Annotated in this window: 17 protein-coding genes; 9 read left to right on the top strand and 8 right to left on the bottom strand. The window is 61.5% G+C overall.

Features of this window, described 5'->3' with window-relative positions; genetic code table 11:
- Positions 1-65: 65 nt before the first annotated feature.
- Complete coding sequence (locus FHT28_RS05970) at positions 66-1991, bottom strand: hypothetical protein (protein WP_168595775.1); 1926 nt, start codon at positions 1989-1991, stop codon at positions 66-68.
- Positions 1992-2228: 237 nt separating this feature from the next.
- Between FHT28_RS05970 and FHT28_RS05965 the strand changes: the two genes are divergently transcribed.
- The 6 genes from FHT28_RS05965 to FHT28_RS05940 all read left to right on the top strand — a co-directional run bounded on the left by FHT28_RS05965 (position 2229) and on the right by FHT28_RS05940 (position 5686).
- The gene (locus FHT28_RS05965; protein WP_168595774.1) at positions 2229-3245 is read left to right on the top strand and encodes a 2-dehydropantoate 2-reductase; all 1017 of its coding nucleotides are present in this window, start codon (positions 2229-2231) and stop codon (positions 3243-3245) included.
- A 178-nt stretch (positions 3246-3423) separates the two neighbouring features.
- Positions 3424-3651 carry a hypothetical protein gene (locus tag FHT28_RS05960; protein ID WP_168595611.1) on the top strand — a complete coding sequence of 76 codons (228 nt, stop codon included), beginning with the start codon at positions 3424-3426 and terminating at the stop codon, positions 3649-3651.
- A gap of 12 nt (positions 3652-3663) precedes the next feature.
- On the top strand, positions 3664-4605 hold the full coding sequence (gene dapA, locus FHT28_RS05955) for a 4-hydroxy-tetrahydrodipicolinate synthase (protein WP_168595773.1): 942 nt from the start codon (positions 3664-3666) through the stop codon (positions 4603-4605).
- Between the two features lie 142 nt (positions 4606-4747).
- Positions 4748-4945 carry a hypothetical protein gene (locus tag FHT28_RS05950; protein ID WP_037199937.1) on the top strand — a complete coding sequence of 66 codons (198 nt, stop codon included), beginning with the start codon at positions 4748-4750 and terminating at the stop codon, positions 4943-4945.
- A gap of 32 nt (positions 4946-4977) precedes the next feature.
- Positions 4978-5247 (top strand): hypothetical protein, encoded by a 270-nt coding sequence (locus FHT28_RS05945; protein WP_037199938.1) that lies wholly within the window; start codon positions 4978-4980, stop codon positions 5245-5247.
- A 109-nt stretch (positions 5248-5356) separates the two neighbouring features.
- The gene (locus FHT28_RS05940; RefSeq protein ID WP_047557885.1) at positions 5357-5686 is read left to right on the top strand and encodes a DUF1883 domain-containing protein; all 330 of its coding nucleotides are present in this window, start codon (positions 5357-5359) and stop codon (positions 5684-5686) included.
- A 3-nt stretch (positions 5687-5689) separates the two neighbouring features.
- Here FHT28_RS05940 and FHT28_RS05935 read toward each other — a convergent pair whose 3' ends face one another.
- On the bottom strand, positions 5690-7006 hold the full coding sequence (locus FHT28_RS05935; RefSeq protein ID WP_047637998.1) for a replication-associated recombination protein A: 1317 nt from the start codon (positions 7004-7006) through the stop codon (positions 5690-5692).
- Positions 7003-8406, bottom strand: coding sequence for a DegQ family serine endoprotease (locus FHT28_RS05930; RefSeq protein WP_037199942.1), 1404 nt, complete (start codon positions 8404-8406; stop codon positions 7003-7005). Before FHT28_RS05930 ends, FHT28_RS05935 begins: the two co-directional genes overlap by 4 nt.
- A gap of 175 nt (positions 8407-8581) precedes the next feature.
- Between FHT28_RS05930 and FHT28_RS05925 the strand changes: the two genes are divergently transcribed.
- The gene (locus FHT28_RS05925; protein ID WP_037199943.1) at positions 8582-8929 is read left to right on the top strand and encodes a periplasmic protein; all 348 of its coding nucleotides are present in this window, start codon (positions 8582-8584) and stop codon (positions 8927-8929) included.
- Positions 8930-9114: 185 nt separating this feature from the next.
- On the opposite strand, the gene ilvD is transcribed toward FHT28_RS05925, so the two are convergent.
- The gene (gene ilvD / locus FHT28_RS05920; RefSeq protein ID WP_047557889.1) at positions 9115-10953 is read right to left on the bottom strand and encodes a dihydroxy-acid dehydratase; all 1839 of its coding nucleotides are present in this window, start codon (positions 10951-10953) and stop codon (positions 9115-9117) included.
- A gap of 352 nt (positions 10954-11305) precedes the next feature.
- Here ilvD and msrP point away from each other — a divergent pair, with 352 nt between their 5' ends.
- Both msrP and msrQ read left to right on the top strand, forming a co-directional pair.
- Positions 11306-12256 (top strand): protein-methionine-sulfoxide reductase catalytic subunit MsrP, encoded by a 951-nt coding sequence (gene msrP / locus FHT28_RS05915; protein WP_168595772.1) that lies wholly within the window; start codon positions 11306-11308, stop codon positions 12254-12256.
- Positions 12253-12909 (top strand): protein-methionine-sulfoxide reductase heme-binding subunit MsrQ, encoded by a 657-nt coding sequence (msrQ, locus tag FHT28_RS05910; protein ID WP_168595861.1) that lies wholly within the window; start codon positions 12253-12255, stop codon positions 12907-12909. Before msrP ends, msrQ begins: the two co-directional genes overlap by 4 nt.
- Positions 12910-12939: 30 nt before the next feature.
- On the opposite strand, the gene FHT28_RS05905 is transcribed toward msrQ, so the two are convergent.
- The 4 genes from FHT28_RS05905 to FHT28_RS05890 are packed head-to-tail and all read right to left on the bottom strand — an operon-like array spanning position 12940 to position 16586.
- Complete coding sequence (locus tag FHT28_RS05905; protein ID WP_168595771.1) at positions 12940-13830, bottom strand: HlyD family secretion protein; 891 nt, start codon at positions 13828-13830, stop codon at positions 12940-12942.
- Positions 13827-14036 carry a DUF1656 domain-containing protein gene (locus tag FHT28_RS05900; protein WP_037199953.1) on the bottom strand — a complete coding sequence of 70 codons (210 nt, stop codon included), beginning with the start codon at positions 14034-14036 and terminating at the stop codon, positions 13827-13829. The genes FHT28_RS05905 and FHT28_RS05900 overlap by 4 nt, the downstream gene beginning before the upstream one ends.
- Positions 14037-14040: 4 nt before the next feature.
- A complete protein-coding gene (locus FHT28_RS05895) occupies positions 14041-16113 on the bottom strand; it encodes an FUSC family protein (RefSeq protein ID WP_168595770.1) in 2073 nt (690 codons plus the stop codon).
- Positions 16110-16586, bottom strand: coding sequence for a MarR family transcriptional regulator (locus FHT28_RS05890; RefSeq protein WP_037199955.1), 477 nt, complete (start codon positions 16584-16586; stop codon positions 16110-16112). The genes FHT28_RS05895 and FHT28_RS05890 overlap by 4 nt, the downstream gene beginning before the upstream one ends.
- Between the last annotated feature and the right edge of the window lie 76 nt (positions 16587-16662).

Genomic DNA, 16662 nt, shown 5'->3' with positions numbered 1-16662 from the left:
AGCGGAAAACGCCCGTTCCGGCCGCACCAGACTTGGCGGTTCGAACGGCAGCATATCCTTAAGAACTACGCCCCGGCCGGATTTGAACTGCTCTTCCAGAAGCCCGCTCTGCGCAGCCCCTCGCGATAGATGTCGTGTTGCCATTGCTCCTTGAACGGCACCACGGAAAGCCATTTGTCGATATCGAAGCCGGGATTGGCGTCATGAACGCGCCGAACGAAGAAACCCGCCCTTTCCTTATCACCGAGCATCGCCCAGCTCGCTGCCGAAATCCTGGCCGCCAGGCGGGCATCCGCCATCCGGTCGATATAGCCCAGGGCGGCCTCGAAGCTGCCGAGCATATAGCTGGCCGCCGAGGCGATCCAGAAATAGGAATCGGGGCTCAGCGGATGAAGCGCAATGGCAGTTTCGATCTTTTGCAGGGCCAGATCCGGCCGTGACGAATAGATCAGCGCCTCCGCCTGGTCGGCAATGATGCCGGCATGGTTCGGGTTCAAGGCCTCGGCCAATTCCAGCGCTTCGAGGCTTTCGTCACTCGCGCCCTGGAAGGTTTTCGCAACGCCGAACTCGCGATAGCCGTCCGCGATGTCGCGCCGCGCCGCAATCGCCCGCATGGCATAGCCTTCAGCCTCCTTCAGCAGGGCTGCATCCCCGCCCGAGGTCAACAACCATTGCCTGGAATAGGTGCGGGCGATGGAGCTCAAGGCAGGGGCGAAATGATCGCCACTCCGCAATGCAGCCTCGAGCTCCGCTCGCGCCTTCTGCAGATTCGGCAGCGACAAGCGACCAAGGTAGCGTCGACCGGAGAGATAGCGTTGATAGGCCGCTGGACTTCTGTCGAAATGAGCCCGCATCATTTCCCGACGTTCGATCTGCCCCGTCAGCGACAACACGATATGACGCGCGATCTTCTGCCTCTGTTGTTCGTGGGGAGATTGCTCAAGGCTGAGGCGGTCCGCCCAGACGATCTCGTTGCTGGCAGTTTCGACAAGCTGTGAAAATAGCAGGGTGTTGTGGTTCTGCGTGCTTAGACGCATGTGCAGAACATAAGACCGGTCTTGCTGACCGGAGGCCGCATCCTCGTCTCGCCGGCCAATCCGGATAGCGGTGCAGCGATCATTCGCCTCCAGGCTATTCAGCGCGCAGAAGCCTATGGTGATGTCGTCCATGAGGGACGACGCGTCATAAGCGCTGGTTTGTGTGTCGGAGGGACGCAATATCCGCAGCGGTATCCCTATCTTCTGCCCGGCATCCACAGATCCTTCCGCCGAGCCGGCGGCACTTTGACCATGGGTGGGTGACTTATCCTCCGACCGCGAAAATGACGCCAGCAGCGCGCCGCGTCGTTCGAAAATGCGCCTGAAGTGCTCGACCTCCCCGGCCGCGTCGAATATCCGCAGCAGAATGCGCCGGATATCCGGATCCTCCGGATCGGCACCAAAAACCAGGAGTGCGGCCTCTTTCACCAGAGCGATCTCGTCCTTCGTGCTGGCCTGTGCGGCGGCCACCATCAAAGTTTCCTTCAGCACCTGCGCGTGGCGATGCGTCTGCGCCTCACGCCAATGGAAGAAGATCGGGCTCTGGCAATTGATCCCGCCTAGGAACTCCGCTTCGAGCGTTTCCAACAGCAGTTTCAGCTTTGTAAAAACCGGATCGGCCCGATCAGCGTCCAGAAGCGAAATATCGGAAGCCAGTCGCGGCGGCTCAAGCTCGATGGCGGTTTCGCTGAACCGGAGAAACGCCCTGCCCAGCTCGCCCTGGCGGCTTCTTATTCTCGAAACCAGCTTGCGCAGATTGACCTTGGCATTGCCGTTATCGTCCTGCCCCCACAAAAGCTCGGCTATTGCGCTGCGCGGCGCGCGCTCCGCCGGCCCCACCATCAGATAGGCCAGAATCAACAGGCCCTTCTCAGGAAACGCGATCTCGCGGCCATCACTGTCCAGAAGCTTCAAACCACCAAATGTATGCAGCGAAAACATATTTGTGTTCATGAAATCCGCATCAGCCAATACTGGCGGGACAAGCCGAAACTGTGGTCCCTTGCCGGATTGGTTTCAGTCAAGCTCGAGCAAGCCGTTCAAAGAAATGGTGAAATTTCCACAAGGCTGTAATGTGAATGAAGGCCCGACGAATTTCAATTCCAATTGCGCCTGAACTAATAAACCATTCGCCAAATCGCTGATATGACCTACCTTGCAGCAACCGTGATCGACTCGGAGCACTACGCCATGATTTCCTCCCCTCCCAAGACCATCTGCATCTATGGCGCGGGCGCGCTTGGCGGTGCTATTGCGGCAAAGCTGGCCTCCTCACAAGAGGAGCAGGTACACATCTCCGTTATCGCGCGCGGAGCACATCTGGACGGCATTCGCGCTGGCGGCATACGCCTTTGGGAGGCCGATGCGGATCGCCCCCTCGTCGCCCGGATGACGGCTACCGACGATGCGGGCGATCTGCCGCCGCAGGATCTCGTCATCACCGGGCTTAAGGGGCACCAGCTCGGCGCGGCAGCTCCCGGCATCGCCAAGCTCCTGCATGCCGGCACGCGCATCGTGATGATCCTGAACGGCGTGCCGTGGTGGTATTTTCACCGGGACCGGCAGAGCGGCCATGCCGAGCACCAGATGGAGGAACTGGATCCGAACGGCGATCTCTGGCGGCTGATCGGCCCCGAGCGCATTATCGGCTGCGTTGCCTATCAGGGCGCTGAGGTCATCAGCCCCGGCGAGATCAAGCTCAGCAATAACGGCCACTTCATTCTCGGGGAACCGTCCGGCGAGACGACCGCGGACCTAGAGGCCATCGCAGCGCTGCTGCAGAAGGCGGGCATCAACATCTCCATTTCGGCGCACATTCGCGACGACATCTGGAGCAAGCTGATGGGCAACGCCGCCTTCAATCCGATCAGCGCGCTGACGCGGGGGTTGATGTCCGACATCATGGACGATCCGGCTCTTTCCGCGATGGTCGGCCAGGTGATGAGCGAGGTGAAGGCTGTTGCCGGTGCTTTGGGATCGCGCATAGCGATGTCGGTCGAAGAACGTCTCGAGCGCTCGCGCCAGATCGGGCCTGTGCGCACCTCGATGCTGCAGGATCTGCTTGCCGGCAAGGCACTGGAAATCACACCCCTCGTCGGCGTCGTCGTCACGCTCGGCAAGCTGACGGGCGTGCCGACGCCGACTTCAGCAACGATCCTTGCATTGGTGACGCAGCTGGACCGAAAGAACCTGCAGGCGGCCGGATAGCGGTTCGCCGGCGGGTCTCGCCGGCCGTATTCCTCAACGGATACAGAGTTTCGCGATATCCGCTGAGGCCCCGGCAACGCGGCTCTTTATATCTCCCTTACTTCTTCGCCTCCCGCTGCGAATGGATTTCCTATGCTGCCCGGCACTATGCTTGCGTCGAAATATGGAGGCCTATGCCATGCTCGACACACACGCACCCAGCCTGACGGAATCCATCCGCGTTCTCGTTCACGACAGCGACGAGAGACACCATCGCGTCGCTCCGTCAGCTTCAACAGCAAAGACCCAGCCCGGACGCCGGCTTCGCAATCGCCAGGTTCGCGAGAAGCGCACCTTTCAGGCGATGTTCGCCTTCGGGCTGCTGCTCGGCGGCCTGGAGCTCTTCATCGTGCTTCACTATCTCTGAGGCGCCACGACCATGGGCAGGCCGAGCTTGCAGAGGCGCATCGGCGGTGCGATCACCGCTCTCGTCACACCATTTCGCGACGGTACGCTCGATACCGTCAATCTGACGGCACATGTCGAATGGCAATTGCTGAGCGGCGTCGATGGGCTGCTCGCCTGCTCGCTGACGGGCGAAGGGCCGACGCTGACCGATGCCGAACGGGTGCGCATCATAGAAACCTGCGTCGAGCTTTCAGAGGCTAGGACGCCCGTCATCGTTGCGACGGGCACGAATGACACGGCGACGACCGTGGAAGAGACGCTGCAGGCACAGCGGCTCGGCGCCGGCGCCGCCCTCGTGACGGTGCCCTACTATTCGAAGCCGACGCAGAAGGGTGTCCTTCACCACTTCGAGCAGGTTGTGGCGCGCACCGACCTGCCGCTTATCGTCCATAACCAGCCATCCCATACCGCAATCGATCTCGCTCCGACGACGATCGCCCGGTTGGCCGAAATTCCCGGCATCATAGGGATTGCTGATGGCAGTGGCGATATCACGCGCCTGGATCTTTGGTGCCCTCTGCTGCCGGAATGGTTCGGTTTCTACACATCCAGCGACACAAGCGCGCTCGCCTTTACGATTGCGGGCGGTCATGGCTGTTTTTCCAACGCCGCCAATATCGTACCCCGGCTCTTCCGTTCCATGCAGCATTCAGCCGCCGGCGGCCACCTGGCCGCCGCCCGGTCAATCGATGATCGTTTGCGGCCGCTGTTCAACGCGCTGAGACAGGAGAGCGAGCCCGCAACGGTCAAGCACGCCTTGTCACTCATGAGAGACTTTGAACCGGACGTACGCCTGCCGCTGGTCTGCGTTGAAAGTCAAACCGCGGCGGCGATCCAGGCCGCGGTCGCGCCGCTTCAGCTCGACGGCAGCGGCCGGCTTGCGTCCCGCCATGCCCTCCGGCTGGGATTGTAAAACCGCTCCATCCCTATGAGATTTTTATATTTTTGCCATTTCAGACAAATGGAAATCCTAGCGGCTCACCCATAGATTCAACAGCGTGGCACCTGAAGCGGTCTTAGCGGACCAGAGGTGCCGGTGACACTGGAAAGGAACTATGATGTCACGCTTTATGCATGCCGGCGTACCCGCCGATCCCCTCCAACGCCCTCGTGCTGCGACCCTCGCAGCCAGCGGGTGGCGCATCTCTTCACAAGCGTTGCTGGACGGCCTTCACGCCGTCGCTCCGCGCCTCGGACTTGTCCTTCTCATCGCCGGCGTCCTCCAGATGCTGCTGCACTGGGCCGGGCATTGAGTGTAATCGAAGAGATCCACGAGGAAAATCACATGGCAAACGCACAGTATATCCAACGCCGCTCGGCTCACAGCTCCCTCTTGCCGGCTCCGGCCCGCTTCATCGTCGGCCGTGACCGTCGCGGCAGCTGGATTGTTCAGGACCGGCAGGGCCTCGTCGGCGGCCTATTCCGCAACGAGGCTGCCGCCCTGCATTTCGCAGCGGAAGAGTGCAACCATAACCCGGCGGACATCTGCCACGCGCCCGAAGGCGTTGTACTCGACCTGGATGGCTTCCCGGCCGCCTCTTCCAATCTTCATTAGACCCTGCCCTTGAGCGCAGGCTTCGACAGCTGCACACCCGGCCCAACGTTTCCTTAACCCGGCTTCGGGTAGGATTTCTGGCCGGGTGTTCCAGAGAATAGAAACGCAAATGTCAAAGCCTGCCTTCCGCTACAGCCACTACGATCTCAAGGAACAACGCACCGGAACGGTGATCGAGATCACACTATCAGCCATCGCCAACGTGCGGCTGATGAACAGCTCGAATTTCGAGCGCTTCACGGAAACCCTCAAGCATCAGTTCATCGGCGGCGTCGCCAAGAAATCGCCGATCCGGCTGACCATTCCCGAAGCCGGTCACTGGCATCTCGTCGTCGACATGGAGGGCCATAAAAGCCTGGCGGAATCGAGCGTGAAGATGGTCGACAAAACGGCTGCTCCGCGTATCCAGAAGGCACAGCAGGACGTCACCGGCCGGTGAAATCTAGCGCTCGCCGCGCTCTTTGCGAAGCTTCGCCCACCAGTCCAGCCGCTTGCGGATTTCGCGCTCGAAACCGCGTTCGGGCGGATCGTAGAAGGTCTGGCGGCCCATCTTCTCCGGAAAGTAGTTCTGGCCTGAAAAGGCATCCGGCTCGTCGTGATCATAGTGATAGCCGTCGCCATATCCCTCGGTGCGCATCAGTTTCGTCGGCGCGTTGAGAATATGCTTGGGGGGCAGCAGCGAGCCGTTCTGCTTGGCTGCCTGCGTGGCCGCCTTGAAGGCGGTGTAGACCGCATTCGATTTCGGAGCGGTGGCGAGATAGACGCAGGCCTGCGCCAGCGCTAACTCACCCTCCGGTGACCCCAGATAGTCATAGGCATCCTTGGCGGCGTTGCAGATCACCAATGCCTGGGGATCGGCAAGCCCGATATCCTCGACCGCCATACGCACCAGCCGGCGGCCGAGATAGAGCGGGTCTTCGCCGGCATCGAACATGCGGGCGAGATAGTAAAGAGCCGCATCGGGATCGGAGCCGCGCACGGATTTATGCAGGGCCGAAATGAGATTGTAGTGCCCGTCCTGCGCCTTGTCGTAGACCGGAGCCCGGCGCTGAACGATCTTGATCAGCATGTCGGGATCGAAAAGCTCGTCCTTGCGGGCGGCACGCCAGACCTCTTCCGCGAGCGTGAGTACCGAGCGCCCGTCGCCATCGGCCATGCCGATCAGGCTGGCGCGGGCATCTTCGGTCAACGGCAGCGGCTTGCCTTCCACGGCCTCGGCCCGGCGCAATAACTCTTCCAGGCTTTCCTCGTCATGCGAGCGGAATGTCAGGACGCGGGCGCGGGAGAGAAGAGCGGCATTGAGCTCGAAGGATGGGTTCTCCGTCGTGGCGCCGACCAGAATGACCGTGCCGTCTTCCATGACGGGCAGGAAACTATCCTGCTGCGCACGATTGAAGCGATGGATCTCGTCGACGAAAAGCAGGGTCTGGCGGCCAGCCATGCGGCGCAGCCGCGCGGCCTCGAACACCTTCTTCAGATCGGCGACGCCGGAGAAGATCGCCGAGATCTGCTCGAAGGCAAGACCGGCCTCGCCTGAAAGCAGCCTTGCGACCGTCGTCTTGCCAGTGCCGGGAGGGCCCCAGAAGATCATGGAGCCGAGCGACCCCGCCTCGATCATCCGACGCAGAACGCCGTCTTCGCCCGTCAGATGCGGCTGGCCTGTGACTTCGGCCAGCGTTTGCGGCCGCAGACGATCGGCAAGCGGTCGCTTGTTGGCGACCTCCTCCGGTATCTGCGGTGCAAACAGGTCGTCATTCATCGGAAGAACTGCCTGATACGCTGGCCGTCACGATCGATCTCCACGCGCCAAAAACTCGGATTGGAGCCGACGGTCCGCTGCAATATCTCAGTAGAGTTCACGGCGACGCCATTGATGGAAACAACGATATCTCGCGGCGCGAAGCCGAGGCGCTCGGCGGGCGAATCCGACTTCAGACTTTCAATGACGACACCGGTCGAATCGGGCGGCAGATGCAGTTCGTCGGCAACGCGCGGTGAAAGATTGGCAACGGTTGCGCCGGCGAAGGGATTATTGCCCTGGATAAGCCTTTCATCTCGCGGCGTGGATTCAGGCGCAGCGGCAAGCGTCATGCTGGCTTCATGCTCCTTGCCATTGTCCAGCACCGTCAACGACACGGTGGCGCCGAGGCCCGCCGTCGTCAGGCGATAGCCGAGCGCATCCGGATGCTCGACCGGGATATTATTGAGAGCGGTGATCACTTCCCCTGGCTTCAAGCCGGCCTTGGCTGCCGGGCCGCCATCGAGGACCTTGGTCACCAGAGCGCCGCGCACCTTGTCCAGGCCAAGCGCTTCGGCGACATCAGAGGTCACAGGCTCGAAGGAGGCGCCGATATAGGGGCGCTCGAAAGACTTGTCGCCGCGATCGGATGCCGCAAGGAAGACCTTGACCAGGTTGGCGGGGATAGCGAAGCCGATGCCGTTCGAGCCGCCGCCCTGCGAGAAGATGGCGGTGTTAAGCGCAATCAGCTCGCCGCTCATATTCACCAGCGCGCCGCCGGAGTTGCCGGGATTGATCGAGGCATCGGTCTGGATGAAGAAGCCGACTTCGTTCTTCACCTGGTTGCGGGCGAGCGCCGAAACGATGCCGCTCGTCACCGTCTGCCCGACGCCGAAGGGGTTGCCGATCGCCAGCACGAGATCACCGACCTCGACCGCATCGGAATTGGCAAGGGGGAGGATCGGGAAGCTCTCGTTCTTCGACTGAATCTTCAGGACCGCGAGATCGACCCTGTCGTCCTTCAGCACGACCTTGCAGGGAAACTCCCGGCCGTCCGACAGCGCAATCTTGATATCATCGGCACCGTCGACGACATGATTGTTGGTGATAACAGTGCCGTTCGCCTCCACGATGACGCCTGAGCCCAGTGAAGACTGCTTCTCAGTGCGATTCGGCATGCGCTGGCCAAAGAACTGCTCGAAGAAGGGATCGCCGGCGAAGGGGGACTGCCGCTGCACCATACGCTCGGCATAGACGTTCACCACCGCTCCAGCCGTCTGCTTGACCAGCGGTGCGAAGGAAAGCTGCATCTGCATCTGGTTTTGCGGCACCGACTTCGCCGTCTGCGCCTCAGCGGAAAGCGGCATCGCCATGATGAGGGCAATCATCGAAACGGTGGTGCGCCTCAGGAGGACATGCATGGAAACTTCCTTTTTTAATGCTCTTGAAACAACGTTGTAGCGCCCGACGCTAGAAAGAAAAGAGGGCGGAAGCATGAAGCATAAATGGAAGTTTGCGGCGATAAAAAACAGGTTCGATGAACAAAAACATGCTGTCATGCATTTTGCGTTGTGAATCGTCAAAGGGAGCAGAATCATGCGATTGAACAGCCTTGCCGCCGCCGTCCTCATTATCTCCTTCAGTGCAGCCGGCGCCTCCCATGCCGCCAGCTTCGATTGCGAGGCGCAGAACCTGAAGCCGGATGAGAAGACGATATGCGACGTCAGGGCGCTCAACGACGCAGACGTGAAGATGGTGACGACTTTCGACCTGCTCTCGGGGCTCCTCGCCATGGGCGCGCGCGGCGCGATGCAGGACCAGCAGACAGAATGGCTGAAGAAGCGGCAGACTTGCGCCGCGGATGTCGCCTGCCTGACATCGTCCTATCAGGATCGCCTGAAGGAGCTGAACGAAACGTATAAGCAGATCAATCGACCGCTATGACGAGCCAGAAGATCCTGCGCTGTCGTCCCCTCTCCCCGCCTGCGGGGAGAGGGCTACCGCACGAGCGGTGGGCTTTGCCATCGCCGTGAATATCCAGAAGGCCCCTCATCCATCCTCTCTCGGTCTCGCTCCGCGCGACCGAGAGAGTCCACCTTCTCCCCGCCTTGCGGGGCAAAGGGGCTTAATTACTTCCCGCCGAGATCCCTGACCGCGCCGCGGTCAGCACTGGTCGCAAAAGCCGCATAGGCCTTCAGCGCCGTGGTGACGTTGCGCTTGCGGAACTCAGCCGGATGCCAGCCCTTGGCGTTCTGGGCTTCGCGGCGAGCGGCGAGTTCAGCGTCGTCGACGCGCAGGCTGATGGTGCGGTTCGGGATATCGATGTCGATCATGTCGCCTTCGCGCACCAGACCGATCGTGCCGCCGTTTGCCGCTTCCGGCGAGGCGTGGCCGATGGAGAGACCCGAAGTGCCGCCGGAGAAGCGGCCGTCGGTGATCAGCGCGCAAGCCTTGCCGAGACCCTTCGACTTCAGATAGCTCGTCGGATAGAGCATTTCCTGCATGCCCGGGCCGCCCTTCGGGCCTTCATAGCGGATGACGACAACGTCGCCGGCCTTGACCTCGTTGCTGAGGATGCCCTTAACGGCCGAATCCTGGCTTTCGAAGACCTTGGCCGGGCCGGAGAATTTCAGGATCGATTCATCGACGCCGGCCGTCTTCACGATGCAGCCGTCGAGCGCCAGATTGCCCTTGAGAACGGCCAGTCCACCATCCTTGGAGAACGGATGCTCTACAGAGCGGATGACGCCCTTTTCGCGGTCGGTGTCGAGCTCGTCCCAGCGGGAGCTCTGGCTGAAGGCAACCTGGGTCGGGACGCCGCCCGGTGCAGCGCGGAAGAATTCGCGCACGCTCTCGCTGTTGGTGCGGGTGATGTCCCAGCGATCGATGGCATCGCCGAGCGTTTCAGCGTGAACGGTCGGGCAATCGCGATTGATCAGGCCGCCCTTGTCGAGCTCGCCGAGGATCGACATGATGCCGCCGGCGCGATGCACGTCTTCCATGTGAACGTCGCTCTTGGCCGGCGCTACCTTCGATAGGCAGGGCACTCGGCGCGACAGGGCATCGATGTCGGCCAGGGTGAAATCGATTTCGCCTTCATGCGCCGCCGCCAGGATGTGCAGAACCGTGTTGGTCGACCCGCCCATGGCGATATCGAGCGCCATGGCATTCTCGAAAGCCTGCTTCGAGGCGATGGTGCGCGGCAGGGCGTTGTTGTCGTCCTGTTCGTAGTAGCGACGGGCGAGATCGACGATCAGGTGACCGGCCTCGACAAAGAGGCGCTTACGGTCACCATGGGTCGCCAGCGTCGAGCCGTTGCCGGGCAGCGACAGGCCGAGTGCTTCGGTCAGGCAGTTCATCGAATTGGCGGTAAACATGCCGGAGCATGAGCCACACGTCGGACAGGCCGAACGTTCGATGGTGGCGACATCCTCGTCGCTGATCTTGTCGTCGGCTGCCGCAACCATGGCGTCGACCAGATCGAGCGCGACCTTCTTGCCGTGCAGGACGACCTTGCCGGCTTCCATCGGGCCGCCCGAGACGAAGACCGTGGGGATGTTGAGGCGCAGCGACGCCATCAGCATGCCGGGTGTGATCTTGTCGCAGTTGGAGATGCAGACCATGGCGTCGGCGCAATGGGCGTTGACCATGTATTCGACGCTGTCGGCGATGAGCTCGCGCGACGGCAGCGAATAGAGCATGCCGTCATGGCCCATGGCGATGCCGTCGTCGACGGCGATGGTGTTGAATTCCTTGGCGACGCCGCCGGCCGCTTCGATCTCGCGCGCCACGAGCTGGCCGAGATCCTTCAAGTGAACGTGACCGGGCACGAACTGGGTAAAGGAGTTGACCACCGCAATGATCGGCTTGCCGAAATCGCTGTCCTTCATACCCGTGGCGCGCCAAAGGCCGCGCGCGCCGGCCATGTTGCGGCCGTGGGTCGTGGTTCTGGAACGATAAGCTGGCATGGTGTCTTCCTCGTCATCCTGGAATTTATGCAGCGTCGGCCGGCCTGGGCTTTGCGCCGAAGGGAGCGCCGACAGTCCTGCTTTTTGGAATTGTCCTAATCCAATCGTGCGGTACTGTCACTATCAACTCAAGCGAATCCGGTACGCTGCAAGGCAAACGCGAGTTGGGACGACCGTTCCGCTTCATCGCGATCAAACGATACGATCAGAATTGGGAACGAAGCAGCCCGATCACAAGTGCACACAAAAAGTTGGTTTCCCTCGCAAAGAAATACCGGCCTAAGAGTGTAACAAAACGCGCACCTGCTGCGTATAGCTCATATCGAAGCTGAGATTGCATAGAGGAATAGTCATGGCTGCCTACCGCCCGCCGAAAATTGCGTCGTCCGAGATCACGCCGCGCTCAGTCTACCTAAAGCGCCGCGACTTCCTGACGGCTGCCGCCGCCGGCATCGGCATGGCTGCCGCCGGCGGCAAGGCCGCACTGGCGGATGCGCTGACCGCGACGAAGAGCAACTACACCGTCGACGAGAAGCTCACGCCGATTAAGGATGTCACCACCTACAACAACTTCTACGAATTCGGACTCGACAAGGCCGATCCGGCCAATCTTTCCGGCAAGTTCAAGCCGCGGCCATGGACTGTCAAGGTCGACGGCATGGTCAATAAACCCGGTACCTTCGACATCGACGCGCTGATCAAGGAGTTTCCGCCGGAAGAGCGTGTCTATCGGATGCGCTGTGTCGAGGCATGGTCGATGGTCATACCTTGGGATGGTTTTCCGCTCTCGGCCCTGCTCGATAAGGTGGAGCCGCTCGGCAGCGCCAAGTTCGTCGCCTTCGAGACGGTCGTCAGGCCGGAGGAAATGCCGGGGCAGTCAGGCCTTCTCCAATCCTTGGACTGGCCCTATGTCGAAGGCCTGCGGCTGGACGAGGCGCGCAATCCGTTGACGCTGCTTGCCGTCGGTCTCTACGGCGAGACCCTGCCGAACCAGAACGGCGCGCCGATCCGCCTCGTCGTACCGTGGAAATACGGCTTTAAGGGCATCAAGTCGATCGTGCGCATCACGCTCACCGACAAGCAGCCGCTGAACACATGGCAGGTGACCAATAGCCAGGAATACGGCTTCTATGCCAACGTCAATCCGGCCGTCGACCATCCGCGCTGGAGCCAGGCAACCGAGCGTCGCATCGGCGAAGGCGGCTTCTTCAGCTCCAACCGTCATCCCACCCTGCCCTTCAACGGCTATGCCGATCAGGTTGCGAGCCTCTACACCGGCATGGACCTTCGGGTGAACTTCTGATGGCTCTTTCGTTGACCCTGCCCAAGCGCTGGCAACCCGCCTCCGTCTGGGCGCTTTACGTCGCCGGGCTGCTGCCGGCCGCCTGGGAATTCTATCTCGGCGCCACGGACCAGCTCGGTGCCGATGCAGTCAAGACCTTCGAGCTTTTCCTGGGGCTCTGGGCGATCCGCTTCCTGCTGCTGACGCTTGCGGTCACGCCGCTCAGAGATCTCTTCGGCTGGAATTATCTGCGCTATCGCCGAGCGCTCGGCCTGCTCTGCTTCTACTACGCGCTGATGCATCTGATCGTCTATATGGTGCTGGATCAGGCATTGGACGTGCAGGCTGTCGTCGTCGACGTGCTGAAGCGACCCTTCATCATGTTCGGCATGGCAGGCCTCGTCATGCTGCTGGCGCTGGCGGTGACGTCAAACAATTTCTCGATCAAACGTCTCGGCAAAAAATGGATCTGGCTTCACCGTCTGGTCTATATCGTCGCCGCCTGCGGTGCGCTGCACTTCGCGCTGTCGACGAAGATCCTGTCGCTGGAGCAATATATCTATATCGGCCTGCTGATCGCCATGATCCTCTACAGATCCTACAGGCCGATCATGATGGAAAAACGCCGGGCCGCGCGCAGGCCGGTTGCGGCTTCCAACTCCAGAGCGGCCTGAACTCGGCCGCCCTGCCCTTTCACGCGATGTTCATTCCGCAGCGCTGGCGATCTTGGCCTTGCCCTGTTCCTGCACCTCGACGGTTGCCGTCAGGCCGGCAATCAGCTTCGTGCCATCGGGCACCTTGTCGAGCGCGATGCGCACCGGCACGCGCTGCGCCAGGCGCACCCAGCTGAAAGTCGGGGTGATATTGGCAAGCAGGCTGCCGGAGGTGCGCTCGCGGTCCTCGATGCCGTAGGCGATGCTTTCGACATGACCGGTCAGCTTCTCGGCCTGGCCCATCAGGTGGATGGAGACTTCATCGCCGACATGGATGCGCGGCAGCTTGGTTTCCTCGAAATAGCCTTCGACCCGCAGAGAATCGGTATCGATCAGCGCCACTTTGGCGGTCCCTGCCGAGACATAGTCACCTGGACGCAGGCTCAGGTTCGAGATCGTGCCGTTGACTGTGGCGCGGACTTCGGAGCGGTCGAGGTTGAGCTGGGCGAGCTCGCGATTGGCCGTTGCCTGACGGAGAGAGGCTTCGTCCTGCTGTTCGGTCGTCTGCGCCTGCTCCTTCTGCTGGAGCGAGGCCGCATCGCCGAGACGCGCCTGCCGCTGGCTTTCGCGGCTGGCCTGATCGAGAGCGGCCTTGCTGCTTGCCAGAGCCGCGTCCGCTTGTTCGAGCGCGATGGCGAAGCGATCACGATCGACGCGAAAGAGGAGATCGCCCTTCTTGACGGTCTGGTTGTCCTTGACGATGACCTCGCTGACAAGACCGGAAACGTCAGGCGCAATGCCGACGACATCGGCGCGCAGACGCGCGTCGCGCGTCCAGGGCTCGTCCATGTAATGGCCCCAGAGCTGGCGGCCGACATAGACGGCAGCGACGACGAAGATGAGAGTGACGGCCACACGGCCGATGAGTTTTAGCGTGTTCATGTGAAGTACCAACGGGAGACAGAGGAGACGGCGCCGAGCAGCAGGACGTAAAGTGCGAGATCGAAGAGGCCGCGATGCCAGACCAGAGTGTAGGCTCCAGCCCATGCAAGCAGGCGTCGAAGAACGATGACGACAAACAGCGTCACGAGCATGAGCACGAGAAGGCGTGGAATGTAGACGCCATAGAGATCGAATTCTGCGGGCATGATATTACTCGGCGGCAATGGGAAGAGGTTGAGACGTGTCCGATATTGGCAGTTGCCAGCTCGCCGGCGGCTCGGCATGCGGGAAGAGCGCGCGGCGAAGTCCCACGAGGGCATCGAGGCTGGCCCGGCCAAGCTCGCGCTTGTTCTGCGCAACCGCTTCGAGACCGCGATCGATCGATACGCGCAACTCGTCGGACGGATCGATGGCACGCTTGGCCTTCAGCCGCGACCGATAGAAATCGGATACGCCGATCAGGACTTCGCTGACGGACGCGGCAGCGGCGGAATTCAGTTGCACACGCTCCTTCTGCAGCATCAGCACATTGAAGCCGAGCCGGACATCGGCGTAGCCGTCGACCTTCTTCAGCTCGCGGTCCTCAATGCCGGCAAGGCGCGGCACGAGCTGGCCGAGCCGATCGAGAATGCGGCCGGACAGGCGCTCATGGTCGGCGCGGCGAATGCCGGCCGCCGTTTCGGCAAGGTCGGTCCAGCCGGCCCGCACCAGTCGCCATGCGGTGAGTTCGGAGCCGAACGGACGGGTGACCAGAGTCCAGACGAGCGCGAAGCCGATGCCTGCCAATGCGGCGATGGCGCTGTTGGTGAAACTGGCGAAATCGGCGGTGTAGCGATCCTGTAGGGCTATGAAGGTCGCGCCGTTCACCGCCAGCAGCATGGCAAGCAGGTTCGTCTGCGGCCGTGGGATCAAAAGACCCATCACCAGGAAGGGCGGCGCGAAGACCAGCACCAGCATCTCGAAGCCGGAGATGGAGGGCAATATGGCGAAGATATAGAGGCAGGCGATCACCAGGCTCATCGCGCTCCAGATGAACATGGAGGTAATGAAGGGCGCGGGACGATCGAGCGAGGCAAAAAACGAACAGGCGACGGCCGCCATGGTGACGAAACCGGCGCCATCCTCCCATCCGGAATAGATCCAGAAGAAGCAGGCGACGGCGATACCGACCACGACCGCACCGGCCGAGAAGGCAAGCATGGCATAGTCATAGTGCCTGCTGTGCCCGACGACGTTGCGGTGCCGGAAGGCGGGCCGCCAGGCGCCAACCTGCTGCCCTGAAACGATCTGGTCGCGCAACGTCAGGCAATCCTGCCAGAGATCGACGATTTCCTTCAGCCGAGCCAGAGCGCTCGACCGGACGAGATCGTCCCAGCCGAGATCAAGGTCGTTCTGCTGCAACTCCTCGATCTTTTTGGACAAGGCATCCGCGGTATCGTCGGCCTTGCCGCGGCCGCCCTGCCCCAGCCAATCGGCGACTTCGTTCAGGACCGTGACAAGCTCTTGAGGCAGCGGCTTTTCGCCCGCCTTCAGCGCATGCAGGCGATCGGCGAGTGACGAGAAGAGCGGCAGCAACATCAACAGACGACCGCGCAGCTCACGGGAATGCCTGACGATATCGCGGCTGCCCGCATCATATTTGAGCTGGCTGATGACGAGGTCGAGGCCGGAGACGTCGGCGGCAAGTTTCTGCCGCTTCAGCGGGGTCGCGGGTGCAGCGCCCTCGCCGCGCAGGATTTCATCGGCCCAGGTGCCGGCATCGTCGAGCCAGGAGCTGATGCGCCGCCCCAGCACGGTTCCCACACTGCTCGGGAAGATGATGGAACTGACGACGCTTGCGCAAACGATGCCGATGATGATCTCCTCGGAGCGGGCAAGCGCTACATCAAATACGGTTTCGGGCGAACCGACGGTCGGCAGCGCGATCAGCGGCAGCGAATAGGCGGCGAGCATGAAGACATAACTGCGCGACGTACGGTCGAGCATCGCGATGAACAGCAGGGTCCCAGTCCAGAGCGCCACGACGACGGAGAGCAATTCCGGCGCATTGACCAGGAGCGGAACGAAGATCACCGAGGCACAGGCGCCGATAAGCGTGCCCAGAGCGCGATAGAGCGCCTTCGAGCTCGTTGCTCCCGCAAGAGGATTGGCAACGACGTAGACGGCAGCCATGGCCCAGTAAGGGCGTGGAAGGTCCAGCGACAACGCAATGAATAGCGCCATGATGGCCGCGATGAACGCCTTGACCGAAAATAGCCAGTCCCGCCAGGATGGAATGCTCATAAGACCTTCTCCCGCTCCTGCTCGGCATCGACAGTCCGCGGCGCCTCGAACTCCTCGAAGGCCTTCAGGACGCGGATGGCAGCTTCGATATCGGCCCGGTCGACATTGGCGAGGATCCTGCCACGCAGTTCGTCGAGCGCGTCCTCCATGCGGGAGGCAAGCGCCTCGCCTTCCGCTGTCAGCCACAGACCTTTCGCGCGGCGATCCGTCGGATCATCCTTGCGGATGACGAGGCCCATGCTTTCGAGCTGATCAAGCAGCCGAACCAGGGACGGACCCTCGATGCCGACATAGGTGGCGAGAACCACCTGCCGGATACCTCCTCCCAGACGGCCGATCCACAGCAGTGGTGCCGCCGCGGCCTCCGACAAGCCGTAGGAACTCAGCGCGAGGTCGACGACCCGACGCCATTGGCGGCCGGTTGACAGCAGGTTTGCGGTGAAGATGCGTTGCAGGGCGTTAAACGATTTCATAGCAATCTATTAGCACTAAACTAATTAGGATTCAAAGCATATGGGCGCATATTGCCATCTAAAATGCGAAACGCAG

The sequence above is a fragment of the Rhizobium sp. SG570 genome (assembly GCF_012275345.1).
GTDB classification, from domain to species: domain Bacteria; phylum Pseudomonadota; class Alphaproteobacteria; order Rhizobiales; family Rhizobiaceae; genus Rhizobium; species Rhizobium lusitanum.
This window is presented reverse-complemented; position numbering and strand designations above follow the sequence as displayed.

What these genes read in the sequence shown, in the direction of transcription:
- ilvD (WP_047557889.1), bottom strand. Translation starts at nt 10,953, where the DNA reads ATGCCAGCTTATCGTTCCAGAACCACGACCCACGGCCGCAACATGGCC.
- FHT28_RS05940 (WP_047557885.1), top strand. Translation starts at nt 5,357, where the DNA reads ATGTCAAAGCCTGCCTTCCGCTACAGCCACTACGATCTCAAGGAACAA.
- FHT28_RS05960 (WP_168595611.1), top strand. Translation starts at nt 3,424, where the DNA reads ATGCTCGACACACACGCACCCAGCCTGACGGAATCCATCCGCGTTCTC.
- FHT28_RS05905 (WP_168595771.1), bottom strand. Translation starts at nt 13,830, where the DNA reads ATGAACACGCTAAAACTCATCGGCCGTGTGGCCGTCACTCTCATCTTC.
- FHT28_RS05935 (WP_047637998.1), bottom strand. Translation starts at nt 7,006, where the DNA reads ATGAATGACGACCTGTTTGCACCGCAGATACCGGAGGAGGTCGCCAAC.
- FHT28_RS05970 (WP_168595775.1), bottom strand. Translation starts at nt 1,991, where the DNA reads ATGAACACAAATATGTTTTCGCTGCATACATTTGGTGGTTTGAAGCTT.
- dapA (WP_168595773.1), top strand. Translation starts at nt 3,664, where the DNA reads ATGGGCAGGCCGAGCTTGCAGAGGCGCATCGGCGGTGCGATCACCGCT.
- FHT28_RS05895 (WP_168595770.1), bottom strand. Translation starts at nt 16,113, where the DNA reads ATGAGCATTCCATCCTGGCGGGACTGGCTATTTTCGGTCAAGGCGTTC.
- FHT28_RS05945 (WP_037199938.1), top strand. Translation starts at nt 4,978, where the DNA reads ATGGCAAACGCACAGTATATCCAACGCCGCTCGGCTCACAGCTCCCTC.
- FHT28_RS05965 (WP_168595774.1), top strand. Translation starts at nt 2,229, where the DNA reads ATGATTTCCTCCCCTCCCAAGACCATCTGCATCTATGGCGCGGGCGCG.
- msrP (WP_168595772.1), top strand. Translation starts at nt 11,306, where the DNA reads ATGGCTGCCTACCGCCCGCCGAAAATTGCGTCGTCCGAGATCACGCCG.
- FHT28_RS05950 (WP_037199937.1), top strand. Translation starts at nt 4,748, where the DNA reads ATGATGTCACGCTTTATGCATGCCGGCGTACCCGCCGATCCCCTCCAA.
- FHT28_RS05900 (WP_037199953.1), bottom strand. Translation starts at nt 14,036, where the DNA reads ATGCCCGCAGAATTCGATCTCTATGGCGTCTACATTCCACGCCTTCTC.
- FHT28_RS05930 (WP_037199942.1), bottom strand. Translation starts at nt 8,406, where the DNA reads ATGCATGTCCTCCTGAGGCGCACCACCGTTTCGATGATTGCCCTCATC.
- FHT28_RS05925 (WP_037199943.1), top strand. Translation starts at nt 8,582, where the DNA reads ATGCGATTGAACAGCCTTGCCGCCGCCGTCCTCATTATCTCCTTCAGT.
- FHT28_RS05890 (WP_037199955.1), bottom strand. Translation starts at nt 16,586, where the DNA reads ATGAAATCGTTTAACGCCCTGCAACGCATCTTCACCGCAAACCTGCTG.